The sequence below is a fragment of the Reyranella sp. genome (assembly GCF_965228225.1).
Classification (GTDB): domain Bacteria; phylum Pseudomonadota; class Alphaproteobacteria; order Reyranellales; family Reyranellaceae; genus Reyranella.
Window position 1 is genome coordinate 316,044 of sequence record NZ_OZ245801.1, and the last position, 15,252, is coordinate 331,295.

Sequence of the window (15,252 nt, forward strand, 5' to 3'; positions counted from 1 at the left end):
CCTCAGGATGAGGTTGTGCGGGTAACTCTATGACCGCAACAACGCCCCATACCCCTCGACCGGCGTGCGGATGCCCGTCATCCGCAGGCAGTGCCACAGGCTCGCCTGGTTGGCGCTGATCACCGGACGCCCGAGGTCGCGTTCGAGCGTCTCGAGAATCCCGACGCAGCGAAACCCCGTGCCGCCGATCAGCACGCCGTCGGCCTCGGGCGGACAGGCCTTGCGGATCTGGGCGTAGAGCGGCTCGATCTCCTGCTCGAAGCCCATGCCCTGCGGATAGAGATCCCTGGGCGGCACGTCCCGCCACTTGCGGCCGGGATCGAGCCTCAGATGGCCGACCGGCGCCAGCCCGTGATCGCCATAGTAGCGCAGCGCCGCGGTCACCGCGTCGTCGGCGAACCATGGCGGCAGGACGAGGAACGGCCGCTTCACGCCCGAATGGCGCAGCGCCGCCTGCGTATCGAGGCCGTTGGTCGTGACCCTGGCCTCGTCACCCGCGATGCCCGATCGCACCACCGACGACAGCGCCGCGACGGTGGCCTCGTCCCAGCCCTTGCCGCCCATGACGCTGCTCGACGTATGGGCGAAAACGACGGCCTGCAGCTTCATGGCCGAGAACTGCTTGGCGCCGCGCGCCAGATCGTCGGCGAGGTCGACGCCGCTGCGATCCTCGCGCCACTTGGCCCACGGAGTCGAGGCCGTAACCCGCGCCGCATGCACCGACACGCCCGGCGGCGCCATCGCCCACCACTCGGCCTCCGGCACGGCTTCGTTGCCGACGATGAACAGCCCGATGCGGGCCCGCCAGCCCCAGTTGTCGTGGTGAGTCATGTGTTGCCTTTCGATCAATATTCCCGTCGAGGCGTGGGATCAGAACCCGTAAAGAACCTTCGGATTGTCGACGAGGATCTTCTGCCGCACGGCCGCGTCCGGCACGCAGCGGAAGAACAGCCGCAGCAGATCCGCCTCCTGCGGGATCGCCTCCGCGGCGTGCCCGACATGCGGCCAGTCGCTGCCCCAGACCAGCCGGTCGGGATTGGCGGCGACCAGCGCCTGCATGAACGGCGCGGTGTCGTCGTAGGCGGCGCCCGGCCCGGCGCCCTGGCGGGTGTTGCGGTCGGCGCCCGAGAGCTTGCACCAGTAGCGGCCGGTCTTCAGCCGCTCGCAGAACCAGCGGAAGCCCGGGGTGTCGACGCCCTTGTCGGCCATGGTGCGGCCCATATGGTCGATCACGAAGTCGAACGGCATCTTCTCGAGCGTCGGCGCCAGCTCCATCAGGTCGCCGGTCTCGACCCAGAGCTGCACGTGCCAGCCGCGCGCCCCGAGGCGCGGCGCCAGCGCCAGAAGGTCGTCGAGGCTCATGCCGCCCGAGGAGACCGGCTTGCCGTCCTGGCGCAGCAGGTTGATGCGCACGCCCTTGAAGCCCGCCTCGCTCAGCTCGTCGAGCCGGCGCTCGCTCACCTCGGGCTTCAACAGCGCCACGCCGCGCAGCCGGTCGCGATGGCGCTGCAGCGCGTCGAGCGTCACCTCGTTGTCGCCACCGGCCGCCAGCGCATGAACGATCACGCCGCGCGCGATGCCCAGCCGGTCCCACAGCGCCAGCAGCGTCTCGACCGGCGTCGCCTGCAGCGGCGAGAACTTGCCGCCAGAGACGGCGGGGAAGCGGTCGTAGGGACCGTAGACATGGACGTGGCAGTCGGCGCTGCCGGCGGGGAGGGCGAAGCTTTCCTGGGTCATGCGGCCACTCTAGTGACTTTCCGGACAGGAGAGAATCAAGCGGTCCCGCCGACTCCGACCTCACCCTGTGGGGCGGAACCGAACCGAACTCAATCGATTCAAGCCCTTACCCGACCCAACCCCCAAAACCTCATCCTGAGGAGGCCCGAAGGGCCGTCTCGAAGGATGGGCGACAGGCGAGGTGCGCGTTCCCATCCTTCGAGACGCGCCGCTTGGCGGCGCTCCTCAGGATGAGGGGGGAGGAGAAGCGCGATTCGACGTTCATGCCGAGCCACCCAGCCAACGGGTAGTGTCATCTCCGATGGCCTCCGCGTCATCTGGTGTCACGGCTGGCACAAAAAGGGTGCGACACTCATTTCGAATGTTTCGTTTGTTTCGTTTATTTCGATTGTCCCGCCTCCCGAGGACGCCCCGGACCGAGCCCGGCCCGCGAAACCACGAAAGGAACACAGGCCCGCAACCCGCGTTGTCGTCTACGCTTTTCGACCCTCGATCCGTCCTCATGACCCTGGAGTCAGCCCCTCCCATGAAGCCAACCGCCCTCATCCTCGGCCTCGCCGCCACCTTCGCCGCCGCCGGCTGCGCCCAGTTCGACCAGGCGATGGCCCCGCCGCCGCCCAGCGCGCTGTCGCAGCCGATCCAAGCCGCCGAGATCGAATGGTCCAAGAGGAGCGGCAGCAACACGGTGAGCGGCATCGCGACCATGAAGGCGGGCGACACGACCCACACCTGCGCCGGCCAGGCCGCCAACCTCGTGCCTGACAGCGCCTATGCCCGCGCCCGCATGACGGCGATCTTCGGCAACGACACGCGCGGCACGCGCGCCTCGAGCCAGGGCCCGGTGAAGTTCGACCGCGACGACCCGCTCTACGTCTCGTCCCTGCGCCGCACCACCTGCGACGCCTCCGGCAGCTTCTCCTTCCCGCGCGTCCCCGACGGCGTCTGGTACGTCACGACCGCCGTGAAGTGGGACGGCCCGGGCGACCGCGCCGAGGGCGGCTCGATGATGAAGCGGGTGGACGTGCGGGGCGGGAAGCTGGTGAAGGTGACGTTGCCTTAGGAGAGCGGACGAACACTGCCGAAAACAATCTCTTGGCCATTGCCACTCGATTACACTGGTTCCTCGGTCGCGCTAAGCGTGACCGTTGGGTTGCTTTGCCGGCTTTTTGGGGTCGGAGATCTGCCCGTTGTCGTGAGCTTCTGCGATCTTACCCAGCAACGCGTGACTGGCTCGACTCCGCGCTGCTATTTTTTTCGGGCCTATGCCTATCGCTTGAAATGTCTGCCACTTGACGGCACAGCGGAACTCCGCAGCGTGGACTGGTCCAGATTGAGTGAAAGCGTAAGTGGGTAGCGCTTGTCCGTACTCTTGGGCGACCTCTTGTAAGAGTTGGCTATATTGAATAGTCGGATCAAAGTGCGATCTTCCGACAGCCAAACGAACCGCAATATCTCTCGGCTTTGCAGTTACTCCGCCTCCAGATGTTATTGCAGCGTCGAGCAGTTTGTCGGTAATTGCCTCCATGGCTGTGATAAACATTGCGGGTCCATTTTGTACAAACAGCGCACCGACAACGGCTTGAGTTAGATCTTTGAGCAACTTACCGTTCGTAGCCGGAGGTAAGCTCGCAGCGATTCTTAGTTCATTAACGAGAAGGTGCTCTGGCGCAAGTTGAAGGCACACACGCACTATGACGCCAATATTCGTCACTTTTCGCCTTAGTGCGGCCTGGGTGAGTGCAAATATGATGGCGCGAGCGCCCAGCGCTTCGATAGCGGTGAAATCGAAGTAGTATTTTCTGTGGCTAGCAGTGTCGCGATCGACCAGAGCAACAAATCCAAGTTCTGAATTCATCTCCCAGTTTAAGTGGGTACGGTAGGCATTTCGGATCCTTTCTTCTAGTTCAGCCTCTAGATGCACTTTGGGCTTGAGTAGCCAAGGACCTCGCTCGCGCATCCGCGCGATCATTTTGGTGCGGCGCGTCTCAATTATTCTCGCCCAGGTCGGGCTCCGACTCAGAATCGTTAGAGCCCTAGAAGCAGCCATCTTTTCCGCGAGCGACTTGGTGTCGCCGCGACCTTCGACGTCGACAATTCTTCCGATTGCCAGCCGACAAGACCAATCTGGCTCGTGAGCGCTGCCACTATTTTTGTAATCAGAGTACGTTAGGCGACCTCCGTTTTGCTGAAGGACCTCCTGAAGTTCAGTCTTCAAATCCTTGTATGCCAAGACACTGACTACATCTGTTCCGAAAATATCCAATGGATTCCAAAACTGTTCAATTATCTCAAGGGAGACAGGCAAACCTTCGGTTTCAGCTATGGCTGCAAACAAGCATTCGCTTGCAGATGAGAAAGCAGCCCTCCCCCCAGTAACATCTCCCGGACCAAGCACTAAGGAGCCGAGAAAGTTTTGATCCCACAAGACGCGTAAGAGATCTCTGTCGCGCACTGCCCCTATGAGTTCTGCAGTTGCGGAGGGGCCGTATCGACGCATGATTCCTGCATTAATTGCGATACACATAAGGGCAAGCTCAAAGAGTGCCTTGCCTGTCATTTGCAAAGCTTCCGATTCGCTTGGGCTAACAATATCTGCGAAATGCGTGCCCTCAGTTGACTCGCGAGCACCTGCAATTGTTTGGATTGCTCCCATATGAAGTACGCTTGCAACGTAGTGGCGGTGGCCTTTGTGGACTTGAAGATCAAACCTATTCTTCAAGATTTCAAGAAAGTCGGTGGCGACATTGTTCGCTCGCACAACGAAAGTTTCCGCCTGGAAAGTAGTTTTGTCAGTTGAAGCCGGTTCGATTTGGCCTGTTAAGCGCTGCAACTGATTGATCTCTAGGTCGACGGTTTTGCCGGCTTCAGCTTCGACTATCTGAGCGGTATCGGATGCAGGGTCGCTAACAGCGCTCACCGCTGTTGAAGGCGACTGATAGAAGTGTTCGTCTTGAGCTGGCAGGATGCGCGTTGTGCGTACGAGTCGATACAATTCGGCGCGCGCCTGCTTGAATAGGTCGAGCGTGGCGGGGCGGGAGCCATCCCAGTATCTGGCTGCTTCATCTAGGATCGCTTTTAGTGAAGCTCGATCACTGACCTCGACAACAGCTTCGTAGTTCCGTTCAAGTCCTGAGAAAGTTAGGTTCGATGAACCAATGTAAGCAACCTCTTCATCGAACACGAAGATTTTTGCATGTAGGCGATTGTCGAACCGGATATCTCTGGCTAGCGTCGTGCCGCTGCTGAAGGGAGATAAGCCGAACGCCGCGTCGATATCCGATGCACCACAAGCAAAGTCACCCACCTTGCAGCGCGTTACGGTCTTTACAATCACCTCCTGTGTGGAAATCACGGAAAGTAGTCCGTTCACTATGTTCGTTTTGATGAACGGCGAAATCAGCAGAATTGAGCTGCGGGCAGCTCGAGTTCTTTCCAGCAGGCGATTCTTCCAAGGGGTCAGTATTAACTGCACAAGAATCTCATGAGTGGGGAAATGATCTTGATTATAGGCAGAATTGGCGAGTCAAATGCATCTCCGGTTGTAGACCCTTTCCGTATTTTTTGATCGGACCTGCTCTATCTAACCGCACCCACTCGTGATCGCCCGCGACGCATCCGTCTGGCCGGAGGGCTACATACCAACCTCATGCCGCACCTAGAGTTGGACCTTCGATCTGCCGCCGTCCGTGTTGTGGCCGCTGCTGGCCGACGCCAACCGCTTCAACGAGGCGATGGGCCTGCCGCCCTACGTGCTGGAGGAGACGCCGCAGCCTAATGGCACGGTGCTGCGCTGCGGCAAGGTGGCGGGGTTCACCCTCAAATGGGAGGAGAAGCCCTGCGAGTGGGTGCTGGGCCGGCATTTCCAGGTCTCGCGGGTCTTCTCCAAAGGGCCGTTCCGCCGCTTCGGGCCGGTGGTCGATCTCTCGTCCGACGGCAAGGGCGGCTCAGTGGTGTGCTACGCGCTCGAATGGGAGCCGCTCACCCTGATGGGCCGCCTGTTCGGCCGGCGGCTGGCTGAGAAGGCGATTAACCTTGCCCCGAAGGCGCCTATGCCGATGCCCGCATAACCGCGATCGTCGGCAACGGACCCGCACCTCTAGCCTAGGTCCGTTGAAATTCGACCGCGACGACCAGCTCTATGTATTGACCCTGCGCCGGACCACTGACGCCTCCGACAGCTTCTCGTTCCCGCGCGTCCTCGACGGCGTCTGGTATGTCACGACCGCCGTGAAGGGGGGGGCAGCCCCGGCGACCGCGCCGAGGGCGGCTCGATGATGAAGCGTGTGGACGTGCGGAGCGGTAAGCTGGTCAAGGTGAGGTTGCCCAAAGGCAGGGCAACAGAGAATGCAAATTCTAATCGACCAGGACTGCGAAAAGTTTGACGCCCTAGAAACAACCGTTCACGATGTTACCGAAGGTTGCAATAGGTGAGGCGTTGTATGTCCCAAGTACCGGCGGAATACTCCGCGAAGGATTTCTTTATTGAGGACCTGCCACGCACCCTGTTTCCACTATCTACAAACAAGATATTGGTTGAGAATGGAGCGGCGGAATTGCTCGCCTTTGCGGCGAAGCTTGTCGGCGGTGGAGGTTCTTTTCTCCCGCAGAGGCGAGTGTATGCAAACAAGGACGCATTGCATCTTCGCCGAACCGTGAAGCTGGACGCCGTAGCAGAATTTTTCTTATATGATCTGATTTATCGAAATCGATCCTACTTCAGAAAACCATTTAGCGCAGCGCGCCAGCATTTTGGCTATCGCTTTGAGAAGGGAATGCCTGTCGCTCCGTCGAAAAGCTATAGCGATTTTAAGCAAACCATAGCGACTAACACGCTCATGACGGCCGAGTTTATTGGTTTCGATATCGCATCATATTTTAATAGCGTCTACCACCACGACTTAATGGCATGGTTTTCTAGCCTTGGAACGCCAGCAGATGACGTTGAGGCGTTCGGAAAATTCTTTCGCGAAATTAATGCGGGGCGCTCGCTCGATTGTCTTCCTCAGGGACTCTATCCGGCCAAAATGATTGGAAGTGAGTTTCTACGTTTCATTGAACAGTCATCGTCGATAAGGGCGGAGAGCATCGCCCGCTTCATGGACGACTTCTATCTGTTCGATGATGACAAGAATGTACTTCAGTCCGATTTTGCTGAAGTGCAGCGTCTCCTTGGTTTGAAAGGATTGTCGGTTAACGCAAGCAAAACGGATACGGGTGGAACACCGAAGACTGGAGAGGCCGAGGGAAACATCAGTGAACTCAAGATGCGCCTGCTTAAGCGCCGACGGCATCTAATTGTATCCCACTATGAAATTGAAGATGAGCCCGACGATGACAGCGACGCAAGTGAGCCGCTGGACGAAGAGGAGATTGAGTTTGTGCTCTCATTGCTGGATGCGGATCAACTTAGTGAAGAGGATGCGGAGCTAATTCTCATTGTGATGCGGAATAATGTGGACCGGATTGAAGAGCATCTGCAGTTATTCGCTGATGGCTTTCCCCATCTTGCGAAAAACTTCCACGGCTTGTGTGCGGACGCACGAGACAAAGACGCCGTTGCGCAAATCGTGCTCGATGTAGTGAGGGCAGGCAAGCATATTGGAGAGTATCAGCTGTTCTGGTTTGGCATGATGCTCGAAGGTTACCTGATCAATACGAAGCTTGGCTCAGAGTTGATCGAGGCGCTCTATAAGCATCAAAGCGCTACAGACATTTCTAAAGCCAAAATTCTTGAGATTCCGGATCTTCGGTTCGGGCTACCTGAAATGCGAGAGGCATTTCTTCGTGAAGGGCGCTCCGATTGGCTTGCTTGGTCGTCTGCGGTTGGATCTCGAGCAATGAAAAAATCAACGAGGAACTATCTCTTGGACTATTTCGCCAATGGATCGGACATGAACCAACTCATCTCAAACATAGTAAAAAATGTCTGAAAAAATGGTCCACGGGCGCTCCTAAAAACGCAATTCGTTAGTCTTCGGTAAAAAAGTCCTCGTCAAGTTTCTTGACGTAAACGGTTTCATGAACTCTCACGCCAACATTGTAGAGAAACATCAAGCGAGTGAGGTGTTCCCCGTCAATTAGAACCAGCTTTACGGGCACCTTTTCAGCAAATTGTCGAGCGGCAGGCGAAAAGCCAGAGGTGGTAACAAAGACCCCCTTGTTTGCTTTCGCTGCAGCAACTGCACCGTAAAAGGCCTGAACGTCGGGAGATCCAATTTTGTTTTCTGCCTTGTAGCGTTTGGCTTGAATGTACACGCGGTCAAGGCCCAAGGCGTCCTCGTCAATTACGCCATCGAGCCCGCCATCACCGGACTTTCCAATTGTCTTGCCTGCGTCTTCTCGGGCGCCTCCGTAGCCCATTGCTAGCAGAAGCGAGACAACAGCAGACTCAAAGAAGGACGGCGCTGTTGTCATTAAGCGATCAAGCAATTCCGCCCTGAGTTCATCAGCCAACTGCTTAACGGTACTCTTTAGCACCTCGTCAGGAGTTCCTCCTGACGATGTTGTGGTGACATCTAACGCAATACTCGCCGGAGCAACTCCCTCGGCGGAGTTATTCGGTCCAGCATGAAAGGCGAGAAACTCGGGAAATTGCGAAAGGAATTGAATGTTTATCTTAGGTGGTGGGTTGGCCAACACACTCTTGCCAAGCTGGGTAATTCTGAAGTGAGCGTGCTTCGTTCTTTCCACGAGTCTGGCATGGGAGAGATATGATTTGGCCCAATGGGTCCGATTGGAGATTACGGTCTGCTTGCCACTGGGTAGAAGTTGTTGGCGTTCCTCGGGTGTCAAGTTGAAGCGGTCAGCCATCTTGTGGACTACGTCTCCGATTTTGACTTCGCCATTGGCCGATTCTTCGAGGACCGGGAGCATAAGGGTTTGATAGTCGGGTATCGGCACCAAGCACTCCCATTTTCGATAATTATATCCAGATTTTCATTCTGCCATCACTCAAGCTGCTACGAGAATGGCTATCGGTATGCTTGGTAGTCCGTGAACCGCCTGCCGTTCGGCGGCGCGATGGTAGCAACATTCTGTGCTTGCCCTTGGATGTGCAGCTGCTTCTCTTGAGGGAGTTGCGGGTATGGTGGGTATCTGCTCAGTGCTCGATTTCCGTCGCCGCCTTAGGCCTTCACCCACCCGTGATCCCCCACCCCTGATCCATCCGCCCGCGTGCTACAGTACCAACCCCATGCCGCCCCTCTCGCGCCGCACCTGGAGCTGGACCTTCGATCTGCCGCCGTCCGTGCTGTGGCCGGTGCTGGCCGACACCAACCGCTTCAACGAGGCGATGGGCCTGCCGCCCTACCGGCTGGAGGAGACGCCGCAGCCCAACGGCACGGTGCTGCGCCGCGGCCGGGGCAAGGCGGCGGGGTTCACGCTCGAATGGGAGGAGAAGCCCTACGAGTGGGTGCTGGGCCGGCATTTCAACGTGTCGCGGGTCTTCTCCAAGGGGCCGTTCCGCCGCTTCGGGCCGGTGTTCGATCTCGAGCCCGACGGCAAGGGCGGCTCGGTGGTCCGCTACGCGCTCGAATGGGAGCCGCTCACCCTGATGGGCCGCCTGTTCGGCCGGCGGCTGGCCGAGCAGGCCGGCGCCGCCGTTGCTGCGCGCGTCCTGGAGGCCGTGTCCTTCCTCAAGGGCCAGCGCGACACGACGTTCGAGTTGCCGCAGCCGACGCTGCCCGAGGGCGCCTTCGAGCGCGCGGCGGCGATGGCGGCGGAGATCGACCGCAGCCCCTACGGCAACGGGCTCGGCAGCGTGCTGACCGGCACGGTGCTGGGCGGCATGGCGGGGGACCTCGCCCATCTCAAGCCCAAGCGGCTGGCGCGCCAGATCGGCGTGGCGCCGCGCGCCGCCATCGAAGCCTGCCTCGCCTCGGTGCGGGCGGGGCTCCTGACCATGAGCTGGGACCTGCTCTGCACCAACTGCCGCGGGCCCAAGCTCTCGGCCTCGGCCCTGTCGGAACTGCCGCGCGGCGCGCACTGTCCCTCCTGCAACATCGATTACGACCGCGACTTCGAGAAGAACGTCGAGCTCACCTTCGCGCCCGCGCCCTCGGTGCGGCCGTTGATGGCGGGCGGCTTCTGCCTCTCGGGCCCGATGGCGACGCCGCATGTCGCGGTCCAGCTTCTCCTGGCGTCGGGCGAGCGGCGGAGCGTTTCGGTCGATCTGCCGCCCGGCCGCTACCGGCTGCGCACGCTGCATCCCGGCGGAACGGTCGATGTCGAGCATGAAGGCGGGCCGTTCCCCGGCCTGCGCGTCACGGCGTCGGGCGTCGAGGCTTTGCCCGCGTCTTCGGGCGAGGCGGGAACCATCGAGTTCGTGAACGAGGCGGGCTTCGAGCTGGCGGCGCTGATCGAGGACCGGAGCTGGACGCGCGAGGCGCTGACCGTGCCGGAGGTGATCTCGCTGCAGGCCTTCCGCGACCTGTTCGCCGCCGCGACCCTGCGTCCGGGCGACGAGGCGGGGGTGAGCCAGGTGGCGCTGCTCTTCTCCGACCTGCGCGGCTCGACCGCGCTCTACGAGCGGCTGGGCGATGCCGCGGCCTACAACGTCGTGCGCGAGCATTTCGCGCTGCTGGCCGCCATCGTGCGCGACCATGACGGCGCGGTGGTGAAGACCATCGGCGACGCCGTCATGGCCTCGTTCGGCGATCCCGCCCACGCGGTGCGCGCGGCCCTTGCCATGCAGGCCCGCATCGCCGACCAGGATCTGTCTCTCAAGCTCGGCGTCCACATGGGCCCCAGCGTGGTGGTGACCCTGAACGACCGGCTCGACTATTTCGGCTCGACCGTGAACATGGCCGCCCGCCTGCAGGGCCAGAGCGACGGCGGCGACGTGGTGCTGTCCCGCGCCGTGGCCGACGATCCCGCCGTCCAGACCGTCATCGCCGACGTGTCCCGCCGCGAGGAAGAGGTCGCGCTGAAAGGCTTCGACCGGCCGGTGGGGTTCGTGCGGCTCGGCCCTTCCACCTCCGCGCCCCTACAGACAACCCTCTCACCCTGAGGAGGCGCGAAGCGCCGTCTCGAAGGGTGGGCACGCGCACCCCGTCCGTTGCCCATCCTTCGAGACGCGGTCCTGCGGACCGCTCCTCAGGATGAGGTGGGTGGTGCTTGGGTAGCGCGCGCGGCCTCGTCGTTCGCCTTCAGCCCCCAGCTATGACTCATTGGAGCGCGCCCCTACAGACAACCTCCTCATCCTGAGGAGACCTGCGCAGCAGGGCGTCTCGAAGGGTGGGCACGCGCACCTCGTCCGTTGCCCATCCTTTGAGACGCGGTCCTGCGGACCGCTCCTCAGGATGAGGTTCGGAGCAAGTCAACCACCTCATCCTGAGGAGCGCCGCCCCTCGAGTACCTCGGGGTAAACTCCACGGCGCGTCTCGAAGGATGGGCAACGGGCCAAGTCATTCGCCACCTCTTTTCGCGAGCACCCGAAGCGCCCCGAAATCGCCCCTGATCAGGGCCTCCTTCTTGGCTCGCGACCAGCCCTTGACTTGCCTTTCGACAGCGATGGCATCGGTGATGTTCAGAAAATGCTCCGACCAAACAATGACCACCGGCAGACGTTTCGCGGTATAGCCGCCGTAAGCACCGGTATTGTGCTCCGAAAGACGCCGCTCCAGGCCTCGACGCGCCGAGCCCACGTAGTAGCTGCCGTCTGAACAGCGAAGCATGTAGACGTGCGCTCCGTCTTCATTGTCCATGCTTCCAGCGAGCTCGACCTTTGCCCATCCTTCGAGACGCGGCCTGCGGCCGCTCCTCAGGATGAGGGTGGTGGTGGTGGTGGCTTGAGGCGATGGTGGCGTGAGGCCTCACGTCCCGAAGAACGCGCCCATCACCGCGGCCGCCTCGTCGTTGGCCTTCAGCCCCTGCTTCAGGAACCGCGTGAGCGAGAAGAAGCCGTGGATGGTGCCGGGGTAGTTGACGTAGGTCGTCTTCACGCCGGCGTCGATCAGCCGGTTGGCATAGGCGCGGCCCTCGTCGCGCAGCGGGTCGTAACCCGCCGTGAGCACGAAGGCGGGCGGCAGTCCGGTGAAGTCCTTGGCGAGCAGCGGCGACAGGCGCAGGTCGGCGAGATCGGTGCCGGCCGGCACATAGGCCTTCCAGAACCAGTCCATCAGGCCCTTGCTCAGGAAATAGCCCTCGGCGAAGGATTTGCGCGAGCTGCTCTCCTGGCTCGAATCGGTCGCGGGATAGATCAGCATCTGGAAGGCGGGGCCTTGTTCCTTCGCGTCGCGCATCGCCTGGCAGACGACGGCGGCCATCGCGCCGCCCGCCGAATCGCCGCCGACCGCGAGGCGCGCCGGGTCGGCGCCCAGCGCCGCGGCATTGTCGCGGACATGGCGGAACGCGGCGATGCCGTCGTCGATCGGGGCGGGGAAGGGATGCTCGGGCGACAGGCGGTAGTCGATCGAGATCACCTGGCAGCGGCTCCTGTTGGCCAGCCGCCGGCAGGTCGAATCGTGGGTCTCGATGGTGCCGATCACGAAGCCGCCGCCGTGATAGTAGATCAGCGTCGGCAGGCTGCCGGCCTCGACACCCAGAGGGCGATAGCGGCGGTACTTGATCTGGCCGCCGGGTCCGGCGAAGGCGCCGTCGATGGTTTCGGCGACCTCGGGCGGATCGGCCTCGCTGTCCTCCGACATCTTGTCGACCGCCGGACGGCCGATCGCGTGCGGCAGGGATTCGAGCTTCGGCCGGCCGGCCTTGGTGGCCTCCTCCATCAGGTCGAGCAGGATACGGGCTTCGGCGTCGAGCATTGAATTCCTCCGGTTCGTCGGCGCGGAGAGTGCGCGGCCGGGCGCGAGGCGACAAGAGGGTGATCCGGCGAGGCCTTCGCCGGCGTACAACCGGCATGACATCCACCTCGCCGTCCCGCTTCTCCCTGCTCGGCCTCTTCGCGCTGCTGGGCGCCTGCGCCTCGCCGCCGGACGCGCCGGTCGCCAGTGCGGCGCCGCCGCTGGTGCTGGAACAGTTCTTCCCCGGCCGCACGGTAGGCCAAGGCGTGTTCACCAACAGCTGGACCGGCTCGCAGCGCCGCTTCGACGTGGTGATCGACGGCGCCTGGGACGGCAAGACGCTGACCCTGGTCGAGGACTTCGCCTATGCCGACGGCGAGAAGGACCGCAAGACGTGGCGGCTGGAGCGCACCGCGCCCGGCATCTACTCCGGCATGCGCGAGGACGTGGTCGGCCAGGCGCGGGCCTGGACCGAGGGCAAGGTGGTGCGGCTGGAATATGCGGTGAGCCTCGGCGGCTGGACCGTCGACTTCTCCGACGTGCTGGCGCTGAACCCCGACGGCTCCCTGATCAACAAGGCCACCGTCGGCAAATGGGGCATCCGCGTCGGCCGCGTCGAGCTGGAGCTGCGGCGGGCGCCGGGGAGTTAACCAAAAACCCCGTCGTCTCGACCGGAGCCTCGCGCAGCGAGGCGTAGCGGAGAGACCTTCTCTCGACGACTTGCCGGCTTTTCGTGGAGAGAAGGTCTCTCCACTCCGCGCCTTCGGCGCTCCGGTCGAGACGACGGGTTGTTTGAAGGACGAGCCTAAAACTCGACGTCGAGCTCCTCGACTTCCTCGGGTTCGGACTTCGCCGCCGCGGTCCATTCCGTCAGGGCGGGGAAGCGCAGCATCAGGTCGCGATAGCCGGCCGAGGCCTCGTCGAGCTTCACGTTATAGGTGATGAAGCGGGTGCAGACCGGGGCGTACATGGCGTCGGCCATGGTCGGGGTCTTCCCGAACAGATACGGCCCGCCATATTTCTGCAGGCAGTCGCGCCAGATCGTGGTCACCCGCTCGATGTCGGCCTGGGCGCCGCCCCACACCTTGAAGCTCTCGTGACGGACCTTGAGGTTCATCGGCAGGGCCGAGCGCAGGTTGGCGAAGCCGGAATGCATCTCGCCGCAGACCGCCCGGCAATGGGCGCGCGCTGCCGGATCCGTGGGCAGCAGGCCGGCCTCGGGCTTGGTCTCGTGCAGATATTCGGCGATCGCCAGCGTGTCCCAGACCTTGACCGGCCCATCCTCCAGGGAGGGCACCAGGAACGAGGGAGACAGCAGCAGCAGCTCCGCGCGGGTCGAGGGATCGTCCCACGGTGCGACCCGCTCCTCGAAATCGAGGCCGGCCATCCGGCAGAGAAGAAAACCTCTCAGTGACCAAGAGGAATAGTTTTTGCTACTGATGGTGAGCGAGGCCTTGGCCATGGACTCCACCCCTCCCGGTTGGTGGGACTGTCTGTATCTTAGGTGCCCGTTAACATGCAAATACCGAGCCGGTCGCCCTTATGCTTTATGCGATGTATCAGACCGCCGCCGACATGATGCTCCCGGTCCGCCTCTGGGCGACGGCGGCAGGGCAGACCCTTTCCAGCGGGGGAGGAAGTCCGACGCCCGACAGCTGGCGGGCGGCCAGCGCGCTGTGCGAGATGACGACGCGGGCCACGCTCAGCCATCGCCGGCCGTCCTTCGGCATCACCGAGGTGCCCTACGGCAACCAGACGGTGGCGGTGCGCGAGGAAGAGGTCTTCGCCACGCCGTTCGGCACCCTGCTGCGCTTCGCCAAGGTGGGCGTGCCGCCGCAGCCCAAGGTGCTGCTGGTCGCGCCTCTTTCGGGGCATTTTGCGACGCTTCTGCGCGATACCGTGCGCGTTCTGTTACCGGACCATGACGTCCACATCACCGACTGGGCCAATGCCCGCGACGTCGGCATCTGGAACGGCCGCTTCGGCTTCGACGAATATGTCGAGCACCTGATCAAGTTCCTCGAGGTGATGGGCCCGGGCGCCCATGTCATCGCCGTGTGCCAGCCCTGCGTGCAGGCGCTGGCGGCGGTGGCGATCATGGCCGAGGACGACAATCCGGCGCAGCCGGCCAGCATGACCCTGATGGCCGGCCCGATCGACACCCGCGTCAGCCCGACCAAGGTCAACGAGCTGGCGATGGGCAAGCCGATCAGCTGGTTCGAGCAGAACCTGATCCATCGCGTGCCGCTGCGCTATCCCGGCGCCACGCGGCGGGTCTATCCCGGCTTCATCCAGCTCACCGCCTTCATGAGCATGAATGCCGAGCGCCACATCAAGGCGCAGGCCGACCTCTACAAGCACCTGGCCAAGGGCGAGACCGAGCAGGCCAAGACCATCAAGGACTTCTACGACGAGTATTTCGCCGTCCTCGACCTGACCGCCGAGTTCTACCTCGAGACCGTGCAGTGGGTGTTCCAGGAGCACCGGCTGCCCAAGGGCGAGCTCGAATGGAAGGGAAGGCGGGTCGATCCCAAGGCGATCCGCCGCACCGCTCTGTTCACCATCGAGGGCGAGCGCGACGATATCTGCGCGCTGGGCCAGACCGTGGCCGCCCACGACCTCTGTTCCAGCCTGCGACCCTACCGCAAGAAGCACTACATGCAGGCCGGTGTCGGCCATTACGGCGTGTTCAGCGGCCGCCGCTGGGCGAACCAGATCTACCCCCTGGTGCGAAACACGATTTTGGCCAACGAATAAAGAGGGCCTCGCCAACGAA

13 protein-coding genes are annotated in these 15,252 nt (G+C 62.1%); 6 read left to right on the plus strand and 7 right to left on the minus strand.

The genetic code is table 11. From position 1 onward, the window contains the following. Positions 1-27: 27 nt before the first annotated feature. Positions 28-831: a maleate cis-trans isomerase family protein gene (locus ACO07K_RS01520; protein ID WP_422034165.1), complete on the minus strand. Its 804-nt coding sequence runs from the start codon at positions 829-831 to the stop codon at positions 28-30. A 39-nt stretch (positions 832-870) separates the two neighbouring features. Then, entirely contained in the window at positions 871-1,737 is an 867-nt protein-coding gene (locus ACO07K_RS01525) for an amidohydrolase family protein (protein ID WP_422034166.1), read from the minus strand. Positions 1,738-2,263: 526 nt separating this feature from the next. On the opposite strand from ACO07K_RS01525, the gene ACO07K_RS01530 reads away from it, so the two are divergent. Then, complete coding sequence (locus tag ACO07K_RS01530; RefSeq protein ID WP_422034167.1) at positions 2,264-2,797, plus strand: hypothetical protein; 534 nt, start codon at positions 2,264-2,266, stop codon at positions 2,795-2,797. Positions 2,798-2,869: 72 nt separating this feature from the next. Here ACO07K_RS01530 and ACO07K_RS01535 read toward each other — a convergent pair whose 3' ends face one another. Further along, positions 2,870-5,209 carry a putative dsRNA-binding protein gene (locus ACO07K_RS01535; RefSeq protein ID WP_422034168.1) on the minus strand — a complete coding sequence of 780 codons (2,340 nt, stop codon included), beginning with the start codon at positions 5,207-5,209 and terminating at the stop codon, positions 2,870-2,872. Positions 5,210-5,423: 214 nt separating this feature from the next. On the opposite strand from ACO07K_RS01535, the gene ACO07K_RS01540 reads away from it, so the two are divergent. Together ACO07K_RS01540 and drt5 are read left to right on the plus strand one after the other, a co-directional pair. Next, complete coding sequence (locus tag ACO07K_RS01540; protein WP_422034169.1) at positions 5,424-5,804, plus strand: hypothetical protein; 381 nt, start codon at positions 5,424-5,426, stop codon at positions 5,802-5,804. 372 nt (positions 5,805-6,176) lie between these two features. Continuing rightward, entirely contained in the window at positions 6,177-7,667 is a 1,491-nt protein-coding gene (gene drt5, locus ACO07K_RS01545) for an antiviral reverse transcriptase Drt5 (protein ID WP_422034170.1), read from the plus strand. A gap of 37 nt (positions 7,668-7,704) precedes the next feature. Here the strand turns inward: drt5 and ACO07K_RS01550 are convergent, their stop codons facing one another. Beyond that, entirely contained in the window at positions 7,705-8,637 is a 933-nt protein-coding gene (locus ACO07K_RS01550; protein ID WP_422034171.1) for a restriction endonuclease, read from the minus strand. 292 nt (positions 8,638-8,929) lie between these two features. Here ACO07K_RS01550 and ACO07K_RS01555 point away from each other — a divergent pair, with 292 nt between their 5' ends. Further along, complete coding sequence (locus tag ACO07K_RS01555; RefSeq protein ID WP_422034172.1) at positions 8,930-10,744, plus strand: adenylate/guanylate cyclase domain-containing protein; 1,815 nt, start codon at positions 8,930-8,932, stop codon at positions 10,742-10,744. 397 nt (positions 10,745-11,141) lie between these two features. Here the strand turns inward: ACO07K_RS01555 and ACO07K_RS01560 are convergent, their stop codons facing one another. Both ACO07K_RS01560 and ACO07K_RS01565 read right to left on the minus strand, forming a co-directional pair. Next, complete coding sequence (locus ACO07K_RS01560) at positions 11,142-11,441, minus strand: GIY-YIG nuclease family protein (protein WP_422034173.1); 300 nt, start codon at positions 11,439-11,441, stop codon at positions 11,142-11,144. A 108-nt stretch (positions 11,442-11,549) separates the two neighbouring features. Continuing rightward, on the minus strand, positions 11,550-12,497 hold the full coding sequence (locus ACO07K_RS01565; protein WP_422034174.1) for an alpha/beta hydrolase: 948 nt from the start codon (positions 12,495-12,497) through the stop codon (positions 11,550-11,552). A gap of 95 nt (positions 12,498-12,592) precedes the next feature. Here ACO07K_RS01565 and ACO07K_RS01570 point away from each other — a divergent pair, with 95 nt between their 5' ends. Beyond that, positions 12,593-13,126 carry a DUF3833 family protein gene (locus tag ACO07K_RS01570; RefSeq protein WP_422034175.1) on the plus strand — a complete coding sequence of 178 codons (534 nt, stop codon included), beginning with the start codon at positions 12,593-12,595 and terminating at the stop codon, positions 13,124-13,126. A gap of 155 nt (positions 13,127-13,281) precedes the next feature. On the opposite strand, the gene ACO07K_RS01575 is transcribed toward ACO07K_RS01570, so the two are convergent. After that, positions 13,282-13,938 (minus strand): glutathione S-transferase family protein, encoded by a 657-nt coding sequence (locus tag ACO07K_RS01575; RefSeq protein WP_422034176.1) that lies wholly within the window; start codon positions 13,936-13,938, stop codon positions 13,282-13,284. An 80-nt stretch (positions 13,939-14,018) separates the two neighbouring features. On the opposite strand from ACO07K_RS01575, the gene ACO07K_RS01580 reads away from it, so the two are divergent. Continuing rightward, positions 14,019-15,233: a polyhydroxyalkanoate depolymerase gene (locus ACO07K_RS01580; RefSeq protein ID WP_422034177.1), complete on the plus strand. Its 1,215-nt coding sequence runs from the start codon at positions 14,019-14,021 to the stop codon at positions 15,231-15,233. The last annotated feature ends 19 nt before the right edge of the window (positions 15,234-15,252 follow it).

What these genes read in the sequence shown, in the direction of transcription:
- ACO07K_RS01575 (WP_422034176.1), bottom strand. Translation starts at nt 13,938, where the DNA reads ATGGCCAAGGCCTCGCTCACCATCAGTAGCAAAAACTATTCCTCTTGG.
- ACO07K_RS01580 (WP_422034177.1), top strand. Translation starts at nt 14,019, where the DNA reads ATGCTTTATGCGATGTATCAGACCGCCGCCGACATGATGCTCCCGGTC.
- ACO07K_RS01565 (WP_422034174.1), bottom strand. Translation starts at nt 12,497, where the DNA reads ATGCTCGACGCCGAAGCCCGTATCCTGCTCGACCTGATGGAGGAGGCC.
- ACO07K_RS01530 (WP_422034167.1), top strand. Translation starts at nt 2,264, where the DNA reads ATGAAGCCAACCGCCCTCATCCTCGGCCTCGCCGCCACCTTCGCCGCC.
- ACO07K_RS01560 (WP_422034173.1), bottom strand. Translation starts at nt 11,441, where the DNA reads ATGGACAATGAAGACGGAGCGCACGTCTACATGCTTCGCTGTTCAGAC.
- ACO07K_RS01555 (WP_422034172.1), top strand. Translation starts at nt 8,930, where the DNA reads ATGCCGCCCCTCTCGCGCCGCACCTGGAGCTGGACCTTCGATCTGCCG.
- ACO07K_RS01570 (WP_422034175.1), top strand. Translation starts at nt 12,593, where the DNA reads ATGACATCCACCTCGCCGTCCCGCTTCTCCCTGCTCGGCCTCTTCGCG.
- ACO07K_RS01525 (WP_422034166.1), bottom strand. Translation starts at nt 1,737, where the DNA reads ATGACCCAGGAAAGCTTCGCCCTCCCCGCCGGCAGCGCCGACTGCCAC.
- ACO07K_RS01520 (WP_422034165.1), bottom strand. Translation starts at nt 831, where the DNA reads ATGACTCACCACGACAACTGGGGCTGGCGGGCCCGCATCGGGCTGTTC.
- drt5 (WP_422034170.1), top strand. Translation starts at nt 6,177, where the DNA reads ATGTCCCAAGTACCGGCGGAATACTCCGCGAAGGATTTCTTTATTGAG.